Origin of the sequence: Sedimentibacter hydroxybenzoicus DSM 7310 (genome assembly GCF_013403245.1) — a bacterium.
GTDB lineage: Bacteria > Bacillota > Clostridia > Tissierellales > Sedimentibacteraceae > Sedimentibacter > Sedimentibacter hydroxybenzoicus.
In genome coordinates this window covers 1-22,602 of the sequence record NZ_JACBNQ010000033.1, presented here as the reverse complement: position 1 = coordinate 22,602, position 22,602 = coordinate 1, and the positions used below count along the sequence as shown (strand labels likewise).

22 protein-coding genes and 2 pseudogenes are annotated in these 22,602 nt (G+C 38.0%); 19 read left to right on the top strand and 5 right to left on the bottom strand.

Translation table 11 applies throughout. From position 1 onward, the window contains the following. The first annotated feature begins 47 nt into the window (after nucleotides 1-47). Nucleotides 48-851 (top strand): DUF4368 domain-containing protein, encoded by an 804-nt coding sequence (locus HZF24_RS19120; RefSeq protein WP_246346179.1) that lies wholly within the window; start codon nucleotides 48-50, stop codon nucleotides 849-851. A 125-nt stretch (nucleotides 852-976) separates the two neighbouring features. Further along, entirely contained in the window at nucleotides 977-1,327 is a 351-nt protein-coding gene (locus HZF24_RS17440; protein WP_179239653.1) for a DUF3847 domain-containing protein, read from the top strand. 124 nt (nucleotides 1,328-1,451) lie between these two features. Here HZF24_RS17440 and HZF24_RS17435 read toward each other — a convergent pair whose 3' ends face one another. Then, entirely contained in the window at nucleotides 1,452-1,871 is a 420-nt protein-coding gene (locus tag HZF24_RS17435; protein ID WP_179239652.1) for a hypothetical protein, read from the bottom strand. A 106-nt stretch (nucleotides 1,872-1,977) separates the two neighbouring features. Between HZF24_RS17435 and mobQ the strand changes: the two are divergent. The 3 genes and pseudogenes from mobQ (at nucleotide 1,978) to HZF24_RS17420 (ending at nucleotide 4,004) form a co-directional block, all read left to right on the top strand. Next, nucleotides 1,978-3,238 (top strand): annotated as a pseudogene (mobQ, locus tag HZF24_RS19450) (MobQ family relaxase). 232 nt (nucleotides 3,239-3,470) lie between these two features. Further along, entirely contained in the window at nucleotides 3,471-3,785 is a 315-nt protein-coding gene (locus tag HZF24_RS17425) for a DUF6442 family protein (protein WP_246346176.1), read from the top strand. Nucleotides 3,786-3,791: 6 nt separating this feature from the next. Next, complete coding sequence (locus HZF24_RS17420; protein WP_179239651.1) at nucleotides 3,792-4,004, top strand: helix-turn-helix transcriptional regulator; 213 nt, start codon at nucleotides 3,792-3,794, stop codon at nucleotides 4,002-4,004. A gap of 208 nt (nucleotides 4,005-4,212) precedes the next feature. On the opposite strand, the gene HZF24_RS17415 is transcribed toward HZF24_RS17420, so the two are convergent. Then, nucleotides 4,213-4,407, bottom strand: a complete 195-nt coding sequence (locus tag HZF24_RS17415; protein WP_179239650.1) for a hypothetical protein — start codon at nucleotides 4,405-4,407, stop codon at nucleotides 4,213-4,215. Nucleotides 4,408-4,467: 60 nt separating this feature from the next. On the opposite strand from HZF24_RS17415, the gene HZF24_RS17410 reads away from it, so the two are divergent. Continuing rightward, on the top strand, nucleotides 4,468-4,902 hold the full coding sequence (locus tag HZF24_RS17410) for an RNA polymerase sigma factor (RefSeq protein WP_179239649.1): 435 nt from the start codon (nucleotides 4,468-4,470) through the stop codon (nucleotides 4,900-4,902). Further along, entirely contained in the window at nucleotides 4,895-5,098 is a 204-nt protein-coding gene (locus tag HZF24_RS17405; protein WP_179239648.1) for a helix-turn-helix domain-containing protein, read from the top strand. The genes HZF24_RS17410 and HZF24_RS17405 overlap by 8 nt, the downstream gene beginning before the upstream one ends. Before the next feature lie 255 nt (nucleotides 5,099-5,353). On the opposite strand, the gene HZF24_RS17400 is transcribed toward HZF24_RS17405, so the two are convergent. Continuing rightward, nucleotides 5,354-5,572 (bottom strand): hypothetical protein, encoded by a 219-nt coding sequence (locus HZF24_RS17400; RefSeq protein ID WP_179239647.1) that lies wholly within the window; start codon nucleotides 5,570-5,572, stop codon nucleotides 5,354-5,356. A gap of 119 nt (nucleotides 5,573-5,691) precedes the next feature. Between HZF24_RS17400 and HZF24_RS17395 the strand changes: the two genes are divergently transcribed. From HZF24_RS17395 to nrdJ, 8 genes and pseudogenes are all read left to right on the top strand, one after another. Then, complete coding sequence (locus tag HZF24_RS17395) at nucleotides 5,692-5,931, top strand: helix-turn-helix domain-containing protein (protein ID WP_179239646.1); 240 nt, start codon at nucleotides 5,692-5,694, stop codon at nucleotides 5,929-5,931. A gap of 63 nt (nucleotides 5,932-5,994) precedes the next feature. Then, nucleotides 5,995-6,986 (top strand): annotated as a pseudogene (locus HZF24_RS17390) (relaxase/mobilization nuclease domain-containing protein). 247 nt (nucleotides 6,987-7,233) lie between these two features. Further along, entirely contained in the window at nucleotides 7,234-8,145 is a 912-nt protein-coding gene (locus HZF24_RS17385; RefSeq protein ID WP_179239645.1) for a helix-turn-helix transcriptional regulator, read from the top strand. Between the two features lie 60 nt (nucleotides 8,146-8,205). Next, nucleotides 8,206-8,889: a flavin reductase family protein gene (locus HZF24_RS17380; protein ID WP_179239644.1), complete on the top strand. Its 684-nt coding sequence runs from the start codon at nucleotides 8,206-8,208 to the stop codon at nucleotides 8,887-8,889. Nucleotides 8,890-9,344: 455 nt separating this feature from the next. Next, the gene (locus HZF24_RS17375; protein WP_179239643.1) at nucleotides 9,345-10,691 is read left to right on the top strand and encodes a beta/alpha barrel domain-containing protein; all 1,347 of its coding nucleotides are present in this window, start codon (nucleotides 9,345-9,347) and stop codon (nucleotides 10,689-10,691) included. Between the two features lie 8 nt (nucleotides 10,692-10,699). After that, nucleotides 10,700-12,646, top strand: a complete 1,947-nt coding sequence (locus HZF24_RS17370; protein ID WP_179239642.1) for an aconitate hydratase — start codon at nucleotides 10,700-10,702, stop codon at nucleotides 12,644-12,646. Then, a complete protein-coding gene (locus HZF24_RS17365) occupies nucleotides 12,643-13,641 on the top strand; it encodes an isocitrate/isopropylmalate dehydrogenase family protein (protein ID WP_179239641.1) in 999 nt (332 codons plus the stop codon). Before HZF24_RS17370 ends, HZF24_RS17365 begins: the two co-directional genes overlap by 4 nt. Before the next feature lie 265 nt (nucleotides 13,642-13,906). After that, nucleotides 13,907-16,258 carry a ribonucleoside-triphosphate reductase, adenosylcobalamin-dependent gene (gene nrdJ / locus HZF24_RS17360; protein WP_179239640.1) on the top strand — a complete coding sequence of 784 codons (2,352 nt, stop codon included), beginning with the start codon at nucleotides 13,907-13,909 and terminating at the stop codon, nucleotides 16,256-16,258. 37 nt (nucleotides 16,259-16,295) lie between these two features. On the opposite strand, the gene HZF24_RS17355 is transcribed toward nrdJ, so the two are convergent. Then, nucleotides 16,296-16,949 (bottom strand): TetR/AcrR family transcriptional regulator, encoded by a 654-nt coding sequence (locus HZF24_RS17355; protein WP_179239639.1) that lies wholly within the window; start codon nucleotides 16,947-16,949, stop codon nucleotides 16,296-16,298. A 258-nt stretch (nucleotides 16,950-17,207) separates the two neighbouring features. On the opposite strand from HZF24_RS17355, the gene HZF24_RS17350 reads away from it, so the two are divergent. The 4 genes from HZF24_RS17350 (at nucleotide 17,208) to HZF24_RS17335 (ending at nucleotide 22,051) form a co-directional block, all read left to right on the top strand. Continuing rightward, nucleotides 17,208-18,533, top strand: a complete 1,326-nt coding sequence (locus tag HZF24_RS17350; RefSeq protein WP_179239638.1) for a glycine/sarcosine/betaine reductase component B subunit — start codon at nucleotides 17,208-17,210, stop codon at nucleotides 18,531-18,533. Nucleotides 18,534-18,544: 11 nt separating this feature from the next. After that, nucleotides 18,545-19,855 (top strand): betaine reductase selenoprotein B, encoded by a 1,311-nt coding sequence (gene grdH, locus HZF24_RS17345; protein ID WP_179239637.1) that lies wholly within the window; start codon nucleotides 18,545-18,547, stop codon nucleotides 19,853-19,855. A 79-nt stretch (nucleotides 19,856-19,934) separates the two neighbouring features. Further along, complete coding sequence (locus HZF24_RS17340) at nucleotides 19,935-21,425, top strand: glycine betaine uptake BCCT transporter (RefSeq protein ID WP_179239636.1); 1,491 nt, start codon at nucleotides 19,935-19,937, stop codon at nucleotides 21,423-21,425. A gap of 32 nt (nucleotides 21,426-21,457) precedes the next feature. Next, nucleotides 21,458-22,051, top strand: a complete 594-nt coding sequence (locus HZF24_RS17335) for a DUF3841 domain-containing protein (protein WP_179239635.1) — start codon at nucleotides 21,458-21,460, stop codon at nucleotides 22,049-22,051. Between the two features lie 50 nt (nucleotides 22,052-22,101). Here the strand turns inward: HZF24_RS17335 and HZF24_RS17330 are convergent, their stop codons facing one another. Beyond that, nucleotides 22,102-22,392: a hypothetical protein gene (locus tag HZF24_RS17330; RefSeq protein WP_179239634.1), complete on the bottom strand. Its 291-nt coding sequence runs from the start codon at nucleotides 22,390-22,392 to the stop codon at nucleotides 22,102-22,104. Between the last annotated feature and the right edge of the window lie 210 nt (nucleotides 22,393-22,602).

The following is a 22,602-nucleotide window of genomic DNA, read 5'->3' as shown; positions in this document are numbered from 1 at the left end:
GACTATTGTTTTGTGCCGATTGCGGGGCGAAGCTGTATAACCACAGAATGCCTTATCCCACAAGCTATGTAAACAAAAAGGGCTATGTATGCAACAAACCGCCGAAAGATGTTTACACCTGTTCCACCTATAACCTTACGGGCAAGAAATACAACCGCCAATGCACAGGACACCAAATCCGAACCCTTGTTATACAGGAATTGGCTCTTGAAGCTATCAAATCCGTAAGCGTCTTTGTGAAATCCAACGAAGCCGAGTTTATAAAGCAAGTCCGTGAAACCTCCGCAATCAAGCAGGAAGAAGCGGCAAAATCCCATAAGCGGAAAATGGCAAAGGAGCAAAAGCGGATTGGGGAACTGAATACCCTTATTCGCAGGATTTACGAGGACAATGTAAACGGCAAGCTGACCGATAAACGCTTTGAGGTGCTATCGCAGGAATACGAGCAGGAACAAGCGGAACTGGAACAGTCTATGGAACGGCTGCAAGGGGAATTGGACAGCTTTCATGCTGACAGCTTGAAAGCGGATAAGTTTATTGAACTGGTGCAAAAATACACCGACTTTTCTGAACTGACCCCTACCATGATACATGAATTTATTGAAAAAATAGTAGTCCATGAAGCGGATAAATCAAGCGGCGAACGAAGCCAAAAGGTGGATATTTATCTGAACTTTATCGGCAAATTTGAAGTGCCGATACCCGAACCCACCGCCGAAGAAATTGCCGCCGAGGAAAAGGCAAGGCGCAAGCGGGAACAGCGGCGAGAAGCACAGCGCAGATATGCCGCCAAGCAGAAACAAAAGGAACAGGAGCAGGAAGAAAAGGCAAGGAAGAAGAAAATCGCATAATGCAATTTGACCGCAGAAAGCGGCTTACTCACGAAAACGGGTAAGCCGCTTTTTTGCGTTCAAAATCCTTATCTATCAATCCTATCCTATCCATTCCTATCCAAAATCGAAAGGAGCATTTCTACATGACAAAGACAAGAACCGAGAAAATCGAAAGCATTCAAGACCAAATCGCACAGCTTGAAAATCAGAGAAAACGGCTTGTGCAGCAACAAAAGGAGCAGGAGCGCAAGGACAGAACAAAGCGACTATGCAAGCGCATGGGGCTGTTTGAAAGTATGCTCCCCGATACTATCCACCTGACAGAGGAGCAATTCAAAACCTTTCTTGAAAAGACCGTTGCCACCGACCAAAGCCGCCGCCTGTTGGCAGAATTGACCGCACAAGGCACTTCTGCCGCCCTGAAAAACCCCACGGAATCAGCGCCCCACAGCAACAAAGACGAGGGCGAGAACAGGGCAACGGCACAAGGGTAAGGGGCTTCTGCCCTTTCCCTTGCTTAGAGCAAGGGCGCACTTATATACCACATGAATGTGGTATGTGCGGTCTTGCAGACAACGTTTTGTGCCTGTCGGCACAAAAAAACAAGCAAACAGAAATTTATTCATTCCAAACATACTTCATAGGTTCAAAATGATATATTTCAATTTCACAGTCAAACCATTCATCATTCATAGTCAAGTTGCAACTGAATTTTGCCTGATTGTAGCCATAGGTTTCATCAATAATGTCAATAATCGGTTTCGGTTTTTTAATATATAGTTTCGTGGCAAAATCATCAATATTCCATTCTTTTCGGTAATTATCTTTGCCAGTACAATATACCTTACAAAAATCGAAGTCTACTTTAGGAAAAGTAACTTTTGCCTTTCCCGTTTGCTCTACATCTCTGCCACTAATCGTGCGTATCCCATCTTCCATGATGAAAGTAATAATAGTGTTTTCTATCTCAATATTGTTCAATCTGGCATCATGTAAGCTGACTGGCAATATCAAATTAGGCTTTTCATAACTTTTCATCTTAGATACCTCCACCAACCAATAAATTAAAATATTGTTTATTCTATTCTGTTAATTATAACACTAAATTGCCACCCCATCAAACAAAATCGAAAGGAGCGTGCTATTGGCAATCTATCATTGCAGTATAAAAATCATCAGCCGAGGAAAAGGCAAATCTGCTGTTGCGGCGGCAGCTTATCGGGCGGGCGAAAAAACCCTCAACCAATATGACGGTATTGAGCATGACTATACTCGTAAGGGCGGTGTTGTGCATACGGAAATTTTATTGCCCGACAATGCCCCCGCCGAGTTTTCAAACCGCGCCGTTTTGTGGAACGCCGTTGAGAAAATCGAAAAGGCGAAAAACGCACAGTTAGCGAGAGAAATTGAAATAGCCTTGCCTGTTGAACTGACAAGGGAACAAAACATTTTCCTTGTCCGAGAGTATGTAAATCAGCATTTTGTGTCGGCGGGAATGTGCGCCGATATTTGCGTACACGACACAGGCGGCGGCAATTCTCACGCACATATCATGTTGACAATGCGACCATTTGAGCAGAGCGGCGAATGGGGAGCCAAGCAGAAAAAAGACTATATTCTTGACCCGCAGGGCAACAAAATCTATGACCCGAAAAAGCGGCAATACAAATGCAAATCCATTCCCGCCACCGACTGGAACGAACAAACCAAAGCCGAGGAATGGCGGCAAGGTTGGGCGGACTTCTGAACGGGGAAACATGAACCGAGAAATTGAAGTGACAAATCAGAGATTGCGACAGCTAAAGGCACGCATTACCAGACTGCAAAATTGGCTGAAAGAAGAAGCAGAGAACACCGAGCCGCCCGCCCTTGCAGATGTCATACAGGGTATTCTTGCAAGACGGGAGCAGACGGGAAAATCTGACCGTTACCAAGCTGTTGGCAATCTGAAAGCCGCCGCAAAAATGCTGAGCTTTTTACAGCAAAATCAGATTAGGGATATGGCGGGGCTTGATGAAAAATTCCGTTCCATGATTGACGAGCAGATGAATATTCGTGAAGAATTGAAACCCGTTGAGCGGCGCATGACCGTTTTGAAAAAACATATCGGGCAAGCTGACACCTACTTAAAGTACAAGAGCAAAAAGGCATTGACGGAAAGCGAACAGATTTTATTCACAGCGGCAAATACCTATCTTAAAGATGTACTGAACGGCAGGACTGCCTTACCCTTAAAGGCATGGAAAAAAGAATATGTCGACTTGACCGACAAGCGGCAAATCCTCAATCAGAGGTATGCTTCTCTCAAAGACGAGGTAAAAGAAGCCGAGCAAATTCGTAAGAATGTTTATACTATTTTTCGGCAGGAGCAACAATCGCACAAGGCAAAGGATATGGAGTTGTAGATAGCTTTTTTAGTTTTATCTTATTTCACGCTACTATATTTTACTGTCATGTTTTTATTTGGATATGATCATACAGCATATAGTTGAGCGTAATAAATCATACTGCTTTGTTATGGAAAAGGCTTATATAAAATAATGACAATAAAACTTTGCAAAACTTCTTGACAACAAAACTTTGCAATGGTATTATATATTTGACAATAAAACTTGTCATAAGAATTGGGAGGTAGCTATGATGAAAAAAGAAGAAATTTTAGCCAAGAGTAGAAAAGAGAAGAAAGACGAAGGATTTATTGACGCTAAACGTCGTGGAGAAAAGGTGGGGATAGGTGCATTTTGTGTAGTATTTGCTTTTATAGCCATATTTAGTTTTGCTAATGGTCAACCCATTCATGCACCTATGGCTATGTTCTGGGCATTTCTTGCCGCTGAAGCCTATCCACAATACAAATTCACACAAAACAAAATCTATCTTGTTACTGTCATTGCTGGAACAATCGCCTGTCTTGCCTCTCTTGGAAATGTAGTTATGACAACATTGAGGTAAATGCAGATGAATAATGAGGAACTAATATTACGAAACCACTTAAAAGAGGTACGAACAGAGCAGAAGTTGTCCCAAACACAACTTGCTGAAATGGTGGGCGTATCTCGAAATACCATTAGCTCCATAGAGACAGGACAATTTAGCCCTACTGCAAAGTTAGCTTTAATTTTGTGCATAGCATTAGACAAGAAGTTTGAAGAGATGTTCTATTTTGACTAAAGTATATTTCCATCATCAGATAGAAGATAACACCCCAACGGGAAATAAAAAAAACCGTTGTTGCGGTGGCTAGATAACTTTGTCCAAAATAGTATAGAGTAGCCAAACGGCGGTTTTGAAAACACAATCAAAGCCGCCGTTCCTCTTTTTATCCTTATGCCCTTTGGGGACAGGCGATATTGAGGGGGTATCTTTATGTTTAATTTTATCACTGTTCAAAATTCGCAGCTTGTTCAATACGGCTTGCTTTAATCAGAAAAAGACAATGTAACACTACATAGCTTTTCCTGTTTATATGCTTCTGAAAATAGTCATGGATATTCTTATGCCATTTTTCAAAACGCACGTTTAGAGATATTCTATTCGTGCGTTTTTTCATGCCCGAAACTAATCCCAACGGCACGCTCTCCCCCACCTTTTCCGCCTTGTCGCAAACAAAACGGAAAAGAACGGAGGAAAGAACATGAACATAGATGAAGATAAAAAACAGATTATCTGCTATCGGTTTGACGCTTTCTATAAAAAGGCTATGCGGTATGCCGCAAGAAACTGTTATCGAGATATGAAACGCAGACAGCAGCATGAAATATCCCTTGACTATCTCATGGAAGAATATAACCAAGAGCCGCCAAGTCTGAATGACGATTTTACCATGTTACCCATACACCGATTTTACATTGGAGAAATTGCTATAAGCATTGAAAATGAGCGGTTAGAAACGGCCTTGTTACAACTGCCCGAAAGAAAACGAGAGTTAATATTACTGTTTTACTTTGCGGATATTAGGGAAAAAGAACTTGCAAAAATGTATGATTGCTCCCGAAGCAATATCAACTATCACAAGCACAGAATATTAAAACAATTACAACAGGAAATGGAGAGGTTAGACCATGAGTAAATCCAAATATCCGCTATTGTCTTACGAGCAAATCGAAAAGGTTATTGAGGGAGATACCGAAGCCATGAACGCATTAGTAAGGCTGTATATGCCCTATATCTATGTGCTAAGTAAAGGAAACAAAGACATTGAAGATATGGTAAAAGCCAAGCTGATGAAAGCCGCTATGCAGTTTAGGCTTGATTATGAGAAATAATTGAGGATAGCGAAAAGACATAGCAAAGACACGAAAAACCGTCAAGGGTCAAGATGAACGGCTGCGCCGCCCTTGACGGTTTTTCCTGCCTTTGCTGTATGGCAGCTAAGAGGGTGTAAGCAGAAAACTGCCTACACCCTCTTAATATTATGGGAAAATCAAAAAATATCATTTACCCCCTTGACAATATCCCTTCTGAGGGGAAGGGGTGTTGATTTTGACGTTAGTCAATTCTTTTTATTTTATGTGCAAGCCCTAATCCCTGACCATACCCGCAATGTATGTAATAACTTCTTCCGGGGTTGGCCGCTCCCCTTTGTGGGGGATAGAACTCCAAAATACCTGTGCCTGTGGTTCGGGACTTTTCATTCCCTCCGTTATGGCAATTTCAATTTCATGGCGCACATCTTCTACCCTCACGCCCTTTTGTTTGGCAAGTCTTTTCAGTGCCTTTTTTGCTTTTGCAGTATCCATTTTGCTTCTCTCCTTTTATTGGGTTGTGTAATAAGTCTGACAAGACATATTAGAACTTATATTTTAGTGCAATACTATATATGTCAAGGATATGGACTATTACATAGGGAGGGCTTCCGATGGAATACGGAACAATAAAAATAAAACTGGATGAACTGATTAAAAAAGAGGGTATCAGCAAAAACAAATTAAGCCACAGAGCAGAAATGCAGCGTTCTCAAATTAACAATTACTGCAATAACAAAATAAGCAGACTGGACATTGATGTTCTGGCCCGGATATGCACGGTGCTTGATTGTGAGATAGGCGACCTGCTGGAATTTATCCCGGCGGAAAATAGTAATCCTGAAGAAAAATAAGTGAGCCGCAATTACCACTTACGAGGTGATTGCGGCTTTTCATATATCCCGCTTCGGGCCAACTTGGCCCGAAGTCATTTTTTACAGGAAAGGAGGGCCGCACATTCCGAGTTTCTTTTGAGCAAGGCTAAATACAAGGCTATTACGGGCCGCGAGCAGAAATAGGATAAGGACGTTTTATATTATCATAAACAGCAGGCTTTTTTGCCCGGTGAAATTGACCATGACGGTGCGCTTGAAATCGGATATGAAACGGCTATGCGCTGGACAAAGGGCAAGCACGCTTTTTTCGTGGTGTCACACGCTGACCGCCCCCACCCCCATGTACACATTTATTACAACTCAACTACGCTTGATTGTACCCGGAAGTTCCGGGATTTTCTTGGTTCAGGACGGGCATTCAGGCGGCTTTCCGACAGGGTATGTATTGAACATGGGCTATCGTATATCGCCAATCCGAAGCTCCATAGCAAGGGAAAATATTTGCATTATGGGCAATGGGCCGATGGCAATAAAGCGCCGACATTTAGGGAACGCCTAAAGGCGCAGATTGATGTTTGCCTTGCTGAAAAACCGCCCGATATGGACACCTTTTTACAGGCAATGGCGGCGGCTGGCTTTGAGGTCAAGCACAGGCGGGGCGGCGGATCAGCTTCCGCACCGAGGGGCAGGAACGCTTTACACAGCTTCGTGCCGCCATGCGTACCAATACGGAATTAAAGGCGGCGGTGGTGGATTACGCCAAAACTCGGCCTGTGTTCGAGGGATACAAAGCGGCGAAGTACAGCAGGAAATATCTTGGGGAGCATGAATCGGATATAGCTACTTACCGGGCGGCAAGAGCCACAATGGGTAGACTTCTGGACGGCGGTAAGCTCCCTAAAATGGATACGCTCAAAGCGTAGTTTCAGAAGTTGGCTTCTGATAAGAAAAAGGCTTACCGGGAGTACCGGGAAGCCAAAAAGGATATGCAGGAAATTATAGCGGTGAAAAGCAATATAGACCATCTGCTCGGCTTGACGGACGGGCAGAAAAATAAGGAAATGGAGCGATAGCGACATGACGCAACATGAGGTGCGAAGCGCCGACTTCGGGCTAAGTTGACCCGAAGTCGCAGGGTTTGGGGAAGGCACTCCCCAACAAGCAGTTTTGAGGATTTCCCGTAAGGGAAAATCTTCAAAACATGTCGGTGTATATACATCGGTCCTGCTTGCCGTTTAGCGGAAACCCGAAAAAAGGTAGAAAAGAAACAAGACATGCACATGTCCTATTCCTATGTTATAATGGTATAGAGGTGAGCGTATGAAAATAGACCGACTAATAGGTATCATAACAATTCTTTTGCAAAAGGAAAAAGTAACAACATCACAATTAGCAAAGCGGTTTGAAGTTTCATGCAGGACTATCCAGCGTGATATTGATAACATATGTAAGGCCGGTATCCCTATTGTATCTATGCAAGGATATGGTGGGGGGATTTCCATTGCAGAGGGCTATAAAATTAACAAAACAATACTGACAGAAAAAGAATTGAGTGCAATTTTTATGGGTCTCAAGAGTATAGATAGCATTTCAAAAGATACTTATTCTCAAAGCCTTATGGAAAAACTCACCAATGAAAAGAGCGCTGTTCTATCTGAGCAAAATAGAGTTATTATTCATTTATCTTCATTTCATCAAGTGAGCCTAACTGAAAAAATTGATGTGATAAAACAGGCCATTAGCAATCGGGAACTAATTTCGTTCAAATACTATTCTGAAAAGGGAGAAAGCGAACGTACTATAGAGCCCTATTACATCATGTTTAGGTGGTTAGCATGGTATGTTTACGGGTACTGCCTTGCTAGGCAAGATTATAGACTTTTCAAGTTAAATCGTTTAAGCGAATTACAAAATACACATGCAAATTATGAGGAAAGATTTATCTCCGAAAAAGAACTTAATTTTGACGATTATATTTGGATTGATGATATAAAGTTGGTGGCTCTTTTTGACACTAGCGTAAAATATAGACTGATTGATGAATATGGTCCAGAATGTATAACATTCGACAAGCAATCCGGCAAATTACGATTTAAAAACGTTTTTACCAATCGCAATTACTTAATCCAATGGATATTAAGCTATGGTGATGCCGTAAGGGTTATAGAACCTCTTGAGCTGATTGATGAAGTTTGCAAAAATGCAAAAAACATTTTAGTTCAATACGAGTAATACGACATACAGTTGTCGTATTGCATTTGTTACTATATATAAAAAAGGGAGGAACTCATTATGAAAAAGGAAGTATCCATTTTTGAAAGGCCGGAGAAGCTTGCCGGATATGAAACAGAGCAATATTTAACATACTGTGGTAATCTGTCGTGGTACGATTTAGTAACAGCCGTGCCGTCGTTGGTATTTGTTGTTACAGGTTGGAAATCAAACGGCAAAGAAAATGCCTGTCTGCATTCTTGGTCTAGCTTCATGGGAAGCGGAATTGATAACTTTATCTGTGTTCTAGGAAAAGTTAATAAAGGCGGACATATGTATCAATCACTAAAAGAAACAGGTGTATGCGTACTAAATTTTCCCTCAAAAGATATTTATGACCACTGCATTAAAACGATTGGGAACAATGAGTTTGAAGCAGATGAAATTACTGCCTCCGGCTTAACTGCGGAAAAAGCGTCAAAAGTCAATGCACCACAAATCAAAGAGTGTTTTTTGAATATCGAATGTGAATATTTATGGGAACAGGAGCTTTTTGAGGGAAGTAAAGACGTGGTGATAGGTTTGAAAGCCGTCAACATTTGCATGGATAGCGAACATTACGACCAAACTAAACTCGGCAGATATGGAAAAAATGGTTTTATGTTCTACGTTGACCAGCCTACCAACCCAGAGACAGGAGAAATTACGACAATAAATTACGGAACATTGGAACCGGGCGAACCTGTTGAGTGGATTACAAAATAAATATTGGTTTTGTTCAATTTCTTGGCATGAAGCGATCCAGTTGCTAAAAGACATTTTATACGCAGGGCAGTTCGGTACTTCGGGCCAAGTTGGCCCGAAGTGAGGTGCAACAAAATATGAAAGCATACCCACCGCGCAAGCGGAAAAGAAAAAAACCGTTGCTCGGTGGGTGGTTAGCTATGCTATAAAAGTTTTGTTATCGTAGAACAGCGGTTTTGAGAAAAATCAAAGCCGCTGTTCTCTTTTTATGCCTGACAGCATTTTGCAATTTAAAATATAATAGTTGCAAATAAAATCAAAATAATTGCATGGAAAATAATAACATATAAACTGCACGCATTTATACTTGACTGAAACACACGATTATATTATAATGTGCATTAATAATCAATGATATGTTTAATTACATATTTGCAATTAATAAATAAAATCTTTCAAAATTCGGAGGTGGCAGTATGAAATTTAACCCTGTAGAAGTAATTAACCCTAAATTGTATAAGGATATTTTTCCATATGCTGAAATACCTAAAATAAAATTCAACAACATTCAATTACCTATGGATGTTTCTGAAAATATATGGATTACAGACACAACATTCAGAGACGGCCAACAATCAATGACAAATATGAACAGTGAACAAATGGTAAGGTTGTATGAATATCTTCATTTGCTTGATAATGGTTCAGGCATAATAAAACAAACTGAATTTTTTCTATATTCACAAAAAGATAGAAATGCAGTTGAAGCTTGTATGGATAAGGGTTATGAATTCCCGCAAATAACCTCTTGGATAAGAGCCAACAAGGAAGATTTTAAGCTTGTTAAGGAAATGGGAATAAAAGAAACAGGAATTTTAATGTCATGCTCTGATTACCATATTTTTAATAAGCTTAATAAAACAAGACAGGAAGCAATGAAAATGTATCTGGACATTGCCTATGGAGCTTTGGAAAACGGTATCGTACCAAGATGCCATTTTGAAGATATAACAAGAGCTGATTTTTATGGGTTTGTTGTGCCTTTGGCAAAAAATCTTATGGATTTGATGAATGAAAGCAAAATAAATGTAAAAATAAGAGCCTGTGATACATTGGGGTTAGGAGTTTCCCATGCAGGAGTTGAACTTCCCAGATCGGTTCCTGCAATAATACATGGTTTGAAATACTATGCCGGTGTTCCTTCTTCTTCAATTGAATGGCACGGTCACAATGATTATTACGGAGCAGTTACAAATTCAACTGCAACATGGCTGTATGGCGGAGCATCTGTGAATACTACATTATTCGGTATTGGTGAAAGAGTAGGTAATACACCCTTAGAAGCAATGATAATCGAATATGCACAAATAAAGGGAAATATAAAGAATATTAACTTAGAGGTTATAAAAGAAATAGAAGAATATTTTGAAAAAGAGCTAAGGTATGATATTCCACCTAAGACGCCTTTTGTAGGTAAAGAATTTAATGTGACTAAAGCAGGCATTCATGCTGATGGATTGCTTAAAGACGAAGAAATATATAACAGCTTTGATACAGGCAAGGTATTAGGTAAGCCGCCTTTGGTGGCAATTAATTCTTATTCGGGAATATCAAGTATTGCATATTGGATAAACAGTTATTTCAGCCTTAAAAGTAAAGAGAAAATACAAAAATCTGATGAAAGATTGATTACTGTTAAAAATAAAATAGATGAAGAATATGAAAAGGGAAGAACATCCAATATTTCTACTGAAGAAATGGAGGCTATGTGTAATATGTATGTTTTAAATAATAAATATGCATATAATAATAAAGCAATATAGGAGGCAATATGAGTCTGACATTAACTGAAAAAATAATAAAAAATCATTTGGTTTCCGGTAATATGAAAACAGGAAGCGAGATAGGGATAAGAATAGATCAAACATTGACGCAGGATTCTACAGGGACAATGGCATATCTGCAATTTGAAGCTATGGGAGTAGACAAGGTAAAAACAAAACGCTCTGTGGCATATATAGACCACAACATGCTTCAAACAGGTCCCGAAAATGCAGATGACCACTTATATATACAAACTGTTGCAAAGAAACACGGCATTTATTTTTCGAAGCCCGGAAACGGAATTTGCCATCAGGTACATTTAGAGAGATTTTCTGTTCCGGGAGAAACACTTCTTGGCTCGGACAGCCATACCCCGACCTGCGGAGGAATGGGTATGCTGGCTATAGGTGCCGGCGGATTGGATGTGGCAGTTGCGATGGCGGGAGGAGAATACAGAATTTTGATGCCTGCTGTTGTAAATGTTGAATTAACAGGAAGGTTAAATAAATTTTCAACTGCAAAAGATATAATACTTGAAGTATTAAAGCAGTTTACGGTTAAAGGCGGGGTTAACAAGATATTTGAATATACAGGAGAAGGAGTCAAACATTTGTCTGTCCCTGAAAGGGGAACAATTACCAACATGGGAGCAGAGCTTGGAGCAACCACTTCAATATTCCCTTCTGATGAAAGAGCTTTAGAATTTCTGAGAGCGCAGGGAAGAGAAAAAGATTTTACAGAGATTAAAGCTGATAATGATGCAGTATATTCTGAAAAAATTGTGATAGATTTAAGTGCATTACAGCCCAATGCAGCACTTCCCCATTCGCCGGATGCAGTGGTACCTGTTAATCAGGTTAAGGGAACAAAGTTAAATCAAGTTGCAATAGGCAGTTGCACAAATTCATCATATGTGGATATGATGAAGGTTGCAAATATATTAGATGGGAAGACGGTTCATGAAAATGTATCATTGGTAATTTCCCCCGGTTCCAAACAGGTGCTTACTATGCTTGCTTCAAATGGAGCTCTATCAAAAATGATAGCTGCCGGTGCAAGAATTTTAGAAAGCGGATGTGGTCCTTGTATAGGCATGGGCCAAGCTCCTAACACAAATGGAGTTTCATTAAGAACCTTTAACAGAAATTTTAAAGGAAGATGCGGTACGGATACTGCCGATGTTTACCTTGTTAGCCCGGAGGTTGCCGCTTATTCGGCCATAAAAGGATATATTGCAGGTGACGATGAATTTGATTATGATGCAGATCTTGATATTGTAATACCTGAACAGTTTTCTCAGCAGGATAATATGATAATCAGTCCTGCTGACAATGGCTCAGAGATAGAAATAATAAGGGGACCAAACATAAAGCCATTCCCCAAAAATAAAGAAGCAGGCAGTAAAATAGGCGGGAAGGTTTTAGTAAAGGTTGGAGATAATATTACAACTGATGACATTATGCCATCAAATGCGAAGCTTCTTCCTTACAGATCCAATATACCTTATTTATCTGAATTCTGTATGACAACCATAGACAAAGACTTTCCTAAAAAGGCAAAAGAAAATAACGGTGGGATAATTGTTGCCGGTAAAAATTACGGACAGGGCTCAAGCAGGGAGCACGCTGCATTAGCACCTCTCTATTTAGGGATTAAAGCAGTTCTTGCAAAATCATTTGCTCGCATTCATAAAAGCAATCTAATAAATAACGGAATTATTCCCATGACATTTATGAATGAAGCAAATTATGGTGATATAGATGAAATGGATGAATTAGTTATTAATAATTTGTTGATACAATTAGAAAATGAAATTATAACTGTTGATAACATTACAAAAAATAAAAAATATAAAATGGAACTTACATTATCACAAATGCAAACTGAAATAATAAAATCGGGTGGATTATTAAATTATATGACCCTAAAGAATAATGTACAGAGGTTAAAATGAAAAGAAAAATTACTTTGATTCCGGGAGACGGAATCGGTTTAGAAATAATGTATGCAGCTACAGACATAATTGATAAAGTAACAAATAATATTCAGTGGGAAGAAGTGAACGCCGGATATACTGCTTATGAAAAGTGTGGTGAATTGTTGCCGGAAGATACTATTAAAAGTATAGAAAGAAATGGGATTGCTTTTAAAGGACCAATTACAACACCGGTTGGTAAGGGCTTCAGAAGTATAAACGTACTGCTGAGACAAAGATTTAATTTATACAGCAACTTAAGACCTGTAAAATCCTTTGAAGGAATTGATTGTTTATATAAAAATTTAGATTTGGTTATTATCAGAGAAAACAGCGAGGATCTATATAAGGGTATCGAACACATGGTAACAGATGATGTCGCTGAAAGCATAAAAATAATTACAAGGAGTGCCAGCGAAAGGATTGCTGACTTTGCATTTAAAGTTGCCGAAAAAGAGAATAGAGGGAAAGTTACATTGACCCATAAAGCAAACATAATGAAATTAACTGATGGATTATTTTTAGAATCAGGGCGAAAAATTTCCAAGGACTATCCCCATATTAAATTTGAAGATGTGATAGTTGATGCAATGTCCATGAAGTTAGTTATGAATCCGTATGATTATGAAGTTATTGTTGCACCTAATCTATATGGGGATATACTTTCTGATATGTCTGCAGGATTGGTAGGAGGTCTGGGCATGGCTCCGAGCGCCAATATAGGTGAGAGTACAGCTGTTTTCGAACCTGTTCATGGCTCTGCACCCGATATTGCAGGTAAAAATGCTGCAAATCCTACGGCTGCAATTTTATCAGGCATTATGATGCTTAAATATATAGGTGAAGAGACAGCAGCTATGAAAATAGAACATGCACTCAAAACAGTTTTGAGAAATAAAAACCTTCATACTAAAGATATAGGAGGAAATTTAACCACCATAGAATTTAAGGAAGAAATAATTAAGATATTATAGTCCTTGTTTTGCAGCAATCTATTATTTTAGCCAACATTTGTTAAGATTTATTAAGAAATTATACAACCGTTGAAATACCACATTAATACATTTGAGAAATATTCGACAAAATTTGCTAAGTTTCTATAAATGTGTAGATTCTAATATAAATTAGTTGTGCATATATAAAAATAACTATATATAGTATATATTGACATAAATTAAGCTCGATGCTACAATATGTAGTATCACGTGATTTAATACATTTATAGGGAGATAAGGGATTATGAGAATACTTAAAAGAACCGGAACCTTTGTTGATTTTAATGCAGAAAAAATAACCAATGCTATCATTAAAGCAATGAAGGAAACCAAGGAAGGTGTAGACGAGGTCTTAGCGAGGGAGATAAGTCATAAGATACAAACAGAATTAGAGAATAAAAACTTTCCTGTACCCGTAGAAGTTGTCCAGGATATGGTTGAAAATGAGCTTATGGACAGCACAAGAAAAGATGTTGCTAAAAAATACATATTATACAGATATGAAAGAGATAAATCAAGAGATTCTCGTAAAAGAAAAGACTATAAGCTTTTAAGCGAAGAATTTATCAGCAAGTACAAGCATATTGGATCTCCTATGAATCAGCTTGGGAATTTCGTATACTACAGAACATATTCAAGATGGCTCCCTGAAGAAAGAAGAAGAGAGTACTGGTGGGAAACAGTCAGAAGAGCAGTTGAATATAACTGCAGCTTAGTTCCTACAAAAAAAGAAGAAGCAGAGCAATTATATGATAACATTTTTAATTTAAGACAATTTTTATCAGGAAGAACATTCTGGGTAGGAGGAACTCCGGTATCATACAACTATCCTATGGCTAACTTTAATTGTGCATTTGAAATTATAGATGATTTCCATGCCTTCAGAGATTTATTTTATCTTTTGATGATTGGCTCGGGAGTTGGAGTAAGGATACTAAAAGATGATGTTGCAAAGCTTCCTAAGGTCAGAGGAAATTTCAGAATAATTCATGAGGATTATACACCTGTTGCAAAATCAAAAAGAGAAGATAATACGGGAGTAGAATTTAACCATAATAATACTGTGAAAATCATTGTAGGTGACAGTAAGGAAGGTTGGGTGCAGGCGCTTGATTACTTCTTAGGCTTTATAAATTCAAGTGAATACAGAAATATTAATACCATAATTATTAATTACAATAATGTAAGACCAAAGGGAGAAACATTAAAAACATTTGGCGGAACCGCAAGCGGTCATGCCAGCATGAAAAACATGTTCACAAAAATTGATTCAGCAATAAAAAAACGCAGTGCAATTGAGGGTAAGGAACGCTTTAAGCTTAAACCTATTGATTGCCTGGATATAGCAAATATCATCGGAGAAAATGTTGTTGTAGGCGGAGTTAGAAGAACTGCTGAAATAATGCTTATAGATTATGATGATACGGATTGTATAGAAGCAAAAAGCAAGCTGTATAAAAATATTGATGGACAATGGATTGTTGATAAGGATATTATCCACCGTTCTATGAGCAACAATTCAATTTATTACAGGAAAAAACCGACGAGAGATCAGTTAAGGTGGCAGCTTGAGCAAATGCGTTACTCGGGAGAACCGGGATGGGTAAACGAGGTGGCAGGAGCAAAGAGAAGACCGAATATGAACGGTGTAAATCCTTGCGGAGAAATATTGCTTGATAACAAAGGCTTATGTAATTTAACTACTATTAACGTATATGCATTTGTTGATGAAGACGGAAATTTAGATGAAAAAGCACTGTTAAAAGCACAAAGGTTATCTGCAAGGGCAGCATACAGAATGACCTGCGTAGAGCTTGAATTATCACAATGGGATAGAGTTCAGCAAAGAGATAAAATAACAGGATGCTCATTGACAGGATGGCAGGATATGGCTAATGCTGTTGGTTTTGACAGAGATCAGCAGGCAGAACTGTTAAAAAAATTAAGAGATGCGGCAAAGGATGAATCTGAGCGATATGCAAATGAAATAGGTGAAAGTGCGCCTATTCTTGTTACGACAGTTAAACCTGAGGGTACATTGTCTCAGCTTCCGGGGGTATCAAGCGGAGTTCATTATTCACATTCGCCATACTTCCTGAGAAGAGTAAGAATTAACAGTCACGATCCTTTGGTTAAGGTGTGTGAAGAGCTAGGATATTCAATTTATCCTGAGGTTGGTCAGGACATCAAGACATGCACTACAAAGGTCATAGAATTTCCTGAAAAAGCACCTGAGGGCAAGACGAAATATGATGTTACGGCAATCGACCAATTGGAAAACTACAAATTGTTTATGGAAAACTATGTTGATCACAACTGTTCAATTACGGTACACGTAAGAGACAGTGAGTGGGAGCAGGTAGAACAATGGGTATGGGACAATTGGGATGATGTAGTTGCATTATCATTCTTATCCTTAGATGACAGCTTTTATCAGTTAATGCCATACGAATCAATAACAGAAGAAGAATATATTAAACTTAAAAAGGAAATGAAACCGTTCATACCATCCTTATTAAGTAAATATGAAGTACAGGAAGAAGCGCTGGATGTAGGCAATGAGGGATGCGATACAGGTCTATGCCCTGTAAGATAAGCAAAAAAAATGAAGGATCTCATGTATGTGGGATCCTTTAAAAATAAAAATTATAATCCTTGATTAAAAATGATTTCACAATAACCTTTATATAATCCATCGATTTGGTTTTTGCATTTTCATAATTAACAGTACCTCTCAGAACTCTTTTTAACATTCCTTCAAATATTAAAAGCGTCATATCATTTAATTTATCGGCATTATGTGATTCTATGAATCCTTCACTAACGCAATCCATAACCGTGGTCATTCCCCTGTCATGAATATTTCCTTTTAAAAGCATTGTTGATATTGTATCATGATGAATACCTAAATCTTCAGGAAACAGTGAATAAAATTCTGAAACATATTCTTCAATATGCTTTGGCAGCTTAGGAAAAAAGATAGCATTATATATGTCTGGCTTTAAATATGCATAGTTAAAGAAGCATTCCCACACCATTAAAAACCTATCCATTGCATTTTTTGAATCTGCCAGATAGGAATTAAGTGCAAGTGCGTAATCCGTTATATTTTTCATTGCTCCAAAGAAAATCAAATGATCTAAATTTTCAAAGTAATTGTATATGGTTGCACTGTTATATCCGGCTTTTTGCGCTATATTTCTGATAGTTACCTTTTCTATACCCATTTCATTAATCAGTTCGTCTGCAGCGTTGATAAAATGATTAATTGCTAATTTTTTATGCATTTCACCCATTATTATTTTTCCACCATATGTATTTATATTTTATATTGATAGTATCATATTTTGCAATTAATAGCAAAAAAGTTATAACATTTTTTGATATTTTTTTTAAATTTTTAAAAAAATTTTAAAGCGAACATAAAAAATCGTTTGCATATTAATTGTAAATGTGATAATATGAAAATTGATGTAATAATCATGATTATATTTGTTAATAAATAAACATTTATAATCATGATAACGAAAAAAGGAGGAAAGGATATGAAATTAGAAATTGGTAATTTCCTGATTAAGGATGTTATCTTTGGAGAGAAAACCATGTTTAATAATGGAATTCTAACCATCAATAAGGAAGAAGCAATTGCATTCATCAAGGAAGATGAACACATCACCGATGTAGATATTGTAATTGCTAAGCCAGGCGAAAATACCCGCATAGTTCCGGTTAAAGAGGCTGTAGAACCAAGAATCAGACCTGACGGAAGGGCTGTATTTCCGGGAGTAACAGGAGATATTGAAATGGCCGGAAGCGGAAGGGTACATGCTCTGAAAGGGTGCAGCGTATTAGGTGTTGGAATGCATTATGGAAGCTTTGGAGACGGTCTTATTGATATGGGGGGAGAGGGTGCAAAATATACTCTGTTCTCACAGCTGATAAACATCTGTATAGTTGCTGACACTGACGAAGAATTCGAAAGATTCGAGCAGCAAAAGAAAAACACGGCAATCAGAATGGCATCTCATAAGTTTGCAGAGTATTTAGGTGCAACTGTAAAGGACAAGGAGCCCGAAGAAGTGGAAGTTTTTGAGCTTGATCCGGTGATTAAAAGAACCGAAGAGGTAAACAAGCTTCCTTCAGTAGTCTTGGTTATGCAGCCGCAATCACAGATGGAAGCACTTGGATATAATGATGAAGTATATGGCTGGGATATGAACAAATATGTTCCAAGCTTCATGAATCCGAATGAAGTATTGGACGGAGCATTAATATCGGGAAGTTTTATGCCTTGTTCATCAAAATGGTCAACATATGATTTTCAGAACTTTCCTACAATAAAAGAGCTTTATAAAGAACATGGAAAGAGTATTAACTTTCTGGGAGTTATTATGTCAAACTTAAATGTAGCTTTGGAGCAAAAGAAAAGATCCGCTATATTTGTTGCTCAGATGGCTAAATCATTAGGTGCGGATGGAGCTATAGTAACTGAAGAAGGATACGGTAATCCGGATGCAGACTATATTCTTTGTTTAGCTGCATTGGAAGATGTGGGAGTAAAAACAGTTGGAATAAGCAATGAATGTACGGGGAGAGATGGTGCTTCGCAACCTTTAGTTACGCTTGATGTGAAAGCGAATGCATTAGTTTCGACAGGAAATGTTTCTCAGTTGATTGAACTTTCGCCTGCAGATAAGGTTATAGGCGAATTACAAGCATTGGCAAGAGACGGTCTTTCCGGAGGATGGTCTTATGATGAAATATTAGGACCTTCCGTAAGAGAAGACGGCTCAATAATTATGGAAAACAACGCAATGTTCTGCGGCGATATGATTGCAGGATGGTCGCCAAAGACAATGAAGGAATTTTAGGAGGTGAGAAAATGAAGAAAGCAATACATTATATAAATCAATTCTTTGCAGGAATTGGTGGGGAAGATACTGCTGATTATAAGCCTGAAATCAGAGAAGGGGCTATAGGACCTGCGCTTGCATTGAGTTCAATGCTTAATGCAGAGATTACACACACTGTTATATGTGGTGATAACTATATGGGAAGTAATACAGATGAAGCAATAAAGGAAATTTTGAGTTTCTTGGAAGATAAGGAATTTGATATTTTTATTGCGGGACCTGCTTTCCAGGCAGGAAGATACGGTGTAGCCTGCGGCAATATATGTAAAGCGGTCAAAGAAAGATTTAACGTTCCGGTGCTTACTTCCATGAATGAAGAAAATCCCGGAGTTGAGATGTTTAAAAAAGATATGTATGTGTTTAAGGGTGGAAAATCGGCTGCTAAATTAAAGGATGATGTAAAAGTAATAGCATCTTTTGCAAATAAAATATTAAATGGTGAAAAAACAGGTTCGGCTGATAAGGAAGGGTTTTTCCCAAGAGGTATTAGAGCGCAAGTTTGGTTGGAATCCGGAAAAACAGGTGCAGAACGCGGTGTAGAAATGCTTATAAAGAAATTAAACGGACTTCCTTTTGAATCAGAACTTCCTATACCAAAGCAGGATAGAGTACCTGTCGCTACTCCTATAGCTGATTTGTCAAAAGCTAAAATAGCCATCATGACTACAGGAGGAATTGTACCTGTTAACAATCCTGACAGAATTCAATCAGCATCGGCAACAAGATGGGGCAGATACGATATATCAAATGTTGACAAGCTTGAATCAGGAGTTTATAAAACTATACATGCAGGCTTTGACCCTGCGGCAGCAGATGCGGATCCTAATGTAATCATGCCTGTCGATGCAATGAAGACATATTTAAAGGAAGGCAAGTTTGGAGCTCTTCATGATTATTTTTACAGTACTGTAGGAACAGGAACCACTCAGGCAGAAGCTATGAGGATGGCGAAAGAAATAATCATAAAATTGGAAGAGGACAAAGTAGACGCAGTTATAATGACATCGACCTGAGGTACCTGTACACGTTGCGGCGCAACGATGGTAAAAGAAATAGAAAGAGCGGGTATACCTGTAGTATTATTGTGTAATTTAATACCTGTTGCAACAACCGTGGGAGCTAACAAAATCGTTCCTACTATTTCAATTCCTTACCCATTGGGGGACCCGGGCACATCATGGGAAACTCAATGGAAGCTTAGATATCATCGTGTAGGAGTAGCTTTAGATGCTTTAACTGACGATATTGAAGAACAAAAAGTATACAAAGTAAAAATATAATAGGGGTGATACCCCTCAGGCTGTTGAAAATAGGATGAACTTTTTCAACAGCCTGCCATAAAATAAGGAGTTGAGGTATATGGAAAAATCGAAATCCAAAAATAATTCAGTATTTTATATATCCTTGGGCATATCTTTGGCTATAGTAGCATGGGGTATATTTGCCCAAGAAAATTTTGCATCCTTTGCTAATTTTTTATTATCTTTTTTAACTAACAACTTTGGATGGGCATATTTGATATCAATGTTTATATTTGTATTGTTTGCATTAGTGTTAGCATTCAGTAAGTATGGTAATATAAAACTGGGAGCGGATGATTCAGAACCTGAATATAGCACTACATCATGGTTTGCAATGTTATTTGGAGCCGGTATGGGAATAGGACTAGTATTTTGGGGAGTTGCGGAACCTATATCTCATTATGTCAGCCCTCCGCCGGGAATAGTACCGGGATCTAATGAAGCAATTAATTTTGCCATAAAAGCATCATTTATGCATTGGGGATTCCACCCTTGGGCAAATTATGCTATTATAGGTCTTGCATTAGCATACTTCCAATATAGAAAAAATAAACCGGGATTAATCAGCAGCATTTTCATCCCATTGTTTGGAGAAGAAAGAGTAAACGGTCCCATAGGCAAGACAATCGATGTTCTTGCGGTATTCGCAACTGTTGCGGGAGTAGCTACTTCCTTGGGGCTAGGTACGTTACAAATTAATAGCGGACTCAATTACCTTTTCAATCTTCCGGAAACTACAGTAGTTCAATTAGGCATAATAGTAGTTATTACAATTTTATATATCTGGACTGCAGTCAGTGGAATAGACAAGGGGATAAAGCTTTTAGGAGATATAAATTTATATCTTGCGTTTGGATTATTAGTACTGTCATTTATATTTGGACCTACATTAAAGATAATTAATGTATTTACAAATGGATTAGGACAATATATAAATGAATTTGTAGCTAACAGTCTTCATGTTGATCCGTTTGGCGATAAGAGCTGGACTAATGGATGGACAATTTTTTACTGGGCATGGTGGATTGCTTGGGCACCATTCGTTGGAACGTTTATTGCACGTATATCCAAGGGAAGAACAATAAAAGAATTTATTGGTGGAGTAATATTTGCTCCTGCAATAGTATCACTTGTTTGGTTTGCTGTATTTGGTGCAATGGGGTTGAATTTAAGTGAGACACTTGGTGTGGAAGGATTGGCTACAGCTGCTACAAATCCGTCAACTGCATTATTCCAGGTATTCAATCATTATTCGTTAGGGAAGATATTGTCATTTATAGCTGTTGTATTACTAACTACATTCTTTATTACATCTGCAAATTCGGCAACCTTTGTTTTGGGAATGCTTAGTTCACAAGGCGATTTGAATCCTTCAAGACAAAAGCAATTTCTTTGGGGAATAGTTCAGTCATTATTTGCGACAGCGCTTCTTGTTTCAGGTGGATTGGGTGCACTGCAGACAGCTTCTATAGCAGCAGCGTTTCCTTTTATTATCGTAATGCTGTTAGCCATAGTTTCTTTAATGAAGGCATTAAGGGAAGAGAAGTAATAAAAATTAAGCTTAGATATTGGGGGTAGGTTATGAATACCAATACCGATTCATCAAAAGATACTATCTGGACCAGACAAAATATTAAAAGCTTGGATGATTTGAAAAGCAATGGTGTATACAGAGTTAAAAGACAATATATTGAAGAACAATTCAGGGATATTGCTCCGTTTTATATAAACCTTTATAAATGGTTTGTACATGCAGCCCGGAGTAGAGTTTATATACCTGAAGGCATTGAATTTCCGATATGGTGCTCAGTGAGTCGTGAAGGAATGTTAAGTCCTATTGAAAACACTATTGCTTATGAACTTGAAGTAGATAAGTCGGATATTATTTATTTTGACGGCAATAAGTGGGATCATGTGTTGAATCACTGGTACATACCAAGGGATAAAAAAGATGCTGAGGCATATGCAGAAAGAATGAGGCTGCTGGGATTACAAGAAACAACTTCATTTATTGAAGGGAAGTATGCAAACTTTTATCCTATGGAAAAAAAGATTGTATTGGATAGCTGGTACAGGATTTTTGATATTGATAATTGGAACATATATACTACCCAAGCAAATATTTGGGAGATACGTCCGGATATGATAAAGAATATCTATTACTATAATAAATAAATTAAGATGTCCCACGCTTCAATAGGTGTGGGACATCTTAATTTATATTATTAATTTATTTGTATTTCTTTTGCTTGTTCCGGCTTAAAATCATTCTTTAAATCGTAAATATTATGCTGTGTATAATCTCTTAATTGTCTTTCACCCAGCGAATAGCATCTCATGAATCTATTTTCATTAACTATTGACCAATGTTCAGCATCCCAAGTCAAATATCCGTCTTCATCAGTTTTTTTGTCATGAAGAATCAAATCAATCTGTCTGTGATTTCTCATCAGCTCAACTAAGCTATCATATGTAACTTCCAGTTCTGTTTTGTTTATTAAGTCATAGGCTTTCATAATTTCCTCCAGATTACTTATATCTTTGCATTAAATTATATCATTCACGCAATTTATTGTAAAATATTTTTATTATTATGTTAAATTTAAGATTTGAGTGGTATAATAGATGTATATTTGTTTAGGAGTAAACATGTTTGATATACAGGAAGAATTGAAAAAAGTACCGGACAACCCCGGTGTTTATCAAATGAAAAATGAGTTTGGCGA

Bases quoted from the DNA above. Each gene is read 5' to 3' on its own strand.
- HZF24_RS19120 (WP_246346179.1), top strand. From the start codon at position 48: ATGCCTTATCCCACAAGCTATGTAAACAAAAAGGGCTATGTATGCAAC.
- HZF24_RS17440 (WP_179239653.1), top strand. From the start codon at position 977: ATGACAAAGACAAGAACCGAGAAAATCGAAAGCATTCAAGACCAAATC.
- HZF24_RS17435 (WP_179239652.1), bottom strand. From the start codon at position 1,871: ATGAAAAGTTATGAAAAGCCTAATTTGATATTGCCAGTCAGCTTACAT.
- HZF24_RS17425 (WP_246346176.1), top strand. From the start codon at position 3,471: ATGATGAAAAAAGAAGAAATTTTAGCCAAGAGTAGAAAAGAGAAGAAA.
- HZF24_RS17420 (WP_179239651.1), top strand. From the start codon at position 3,792: ATGAATAATGAGGAACTAATATTACGAAACCACTTAAAAGAGGTACGA.
- HZF24_RS17410 (WP_179239649.1), top strand. From the start codon at position 4,468: ATGAACATAGATGAAGATAAAAAACAGATTATCTGCTATCGGTTTGAC.
- HZF24_RS17405 (WP_179239648.1), top strand. From the start codon at position 4,895: ATGAGTAAATCCAAATATCCGCTATTGTCTTACGAGCAAATCGAAAAG.
- HZF24_RS17400 (WP_179239647.1), bottom strand. From the start codon at position 5,572: ATGGATACTGCAAAAGCAAAAAAGGCACTGAAAAGACTTGCCAAACAA.
- HZF24_RS17395 (WP_179239646.1), top strand. From the start codon at position 5,692: ATGGAATACGGAACAATAAAAATAAAACTGGATGAACTGATTAAAAAA.
- HZF24_RS17385 (WP_179239645.1), top strand. From the start codon at position 7,234: ATGAAAATAGACCGACTAATAGGTATCATAACAATTCTTTTGCAAAAG.
- HZF24_RS17380 (WP_179239644.1), top strand. From the start codon at position 8,206: ATGAAAAAGGAAGTATCCATTTTTGAAAGGCCGGAGAAGCTTGCCGGA.
- HZF24_RS17375 (WP_179239643.1), top strand. From the start codon at position 9,345: ATGAAATTTAACCCTGTAGAAGTAATTAACCCTAAATTGTATAAGGAT.
- HZF24_RS17370 (WP_179239642.1), top strand. From the start codon at position 10,700: ATGAGTCTGACATTAACTGAAAAAATAATAAAAAATCATTTGGTTTCC.
- HZF24_RS17365 (WP_179239641.1), top strand. From the start codon at position 12,643: ATGAAAAGAAAAATTACTTTGATTCCGGGAGACGGAATCGGTTTAGAA.
- nrdJ (WP_179239640.1), top strand. From the start codon at position 13,907: ATGAGAATACTTAAAAGAACCGGAACCTTTGTTGATTTTAATGCAGAA.
- HZF24_RS17355 (WP_179239639.1), bottom strand. From the start codon at position 16,949: ATGCATAAAAAATTAGCAATTAATCATTTTATCAACGCTGCAGACGAA.
- HZF24_RS17350 (WP_179239638.1), top strand. From the start codon at position 17,208: ATGAAATTAGAAATTGGTAATTTCCTGATTAAGGATGTTATCTTTGGA.
- HZF24_RS17340 (WP_179239636.1), top strand. From the start codon at position 19,935: ATGGAAAAATCGAAATCCAAAAATAATTCAGTATTTTATATATCCTTG.
- HZF24_RS17335 (WP_179239635.1), top strand. From the start codon at position 21,458: ATGAATACCAATACCGATTCATCAAAAGATACTATCTGGACCAGACAA.
- HZF24_RS17330 (WP_179239634.1), bottom strand. From the start codon at position 22,392: ATGAAAGCCTATGACTTAATAAACAAAACAGAACTGGAAGTTACATAT.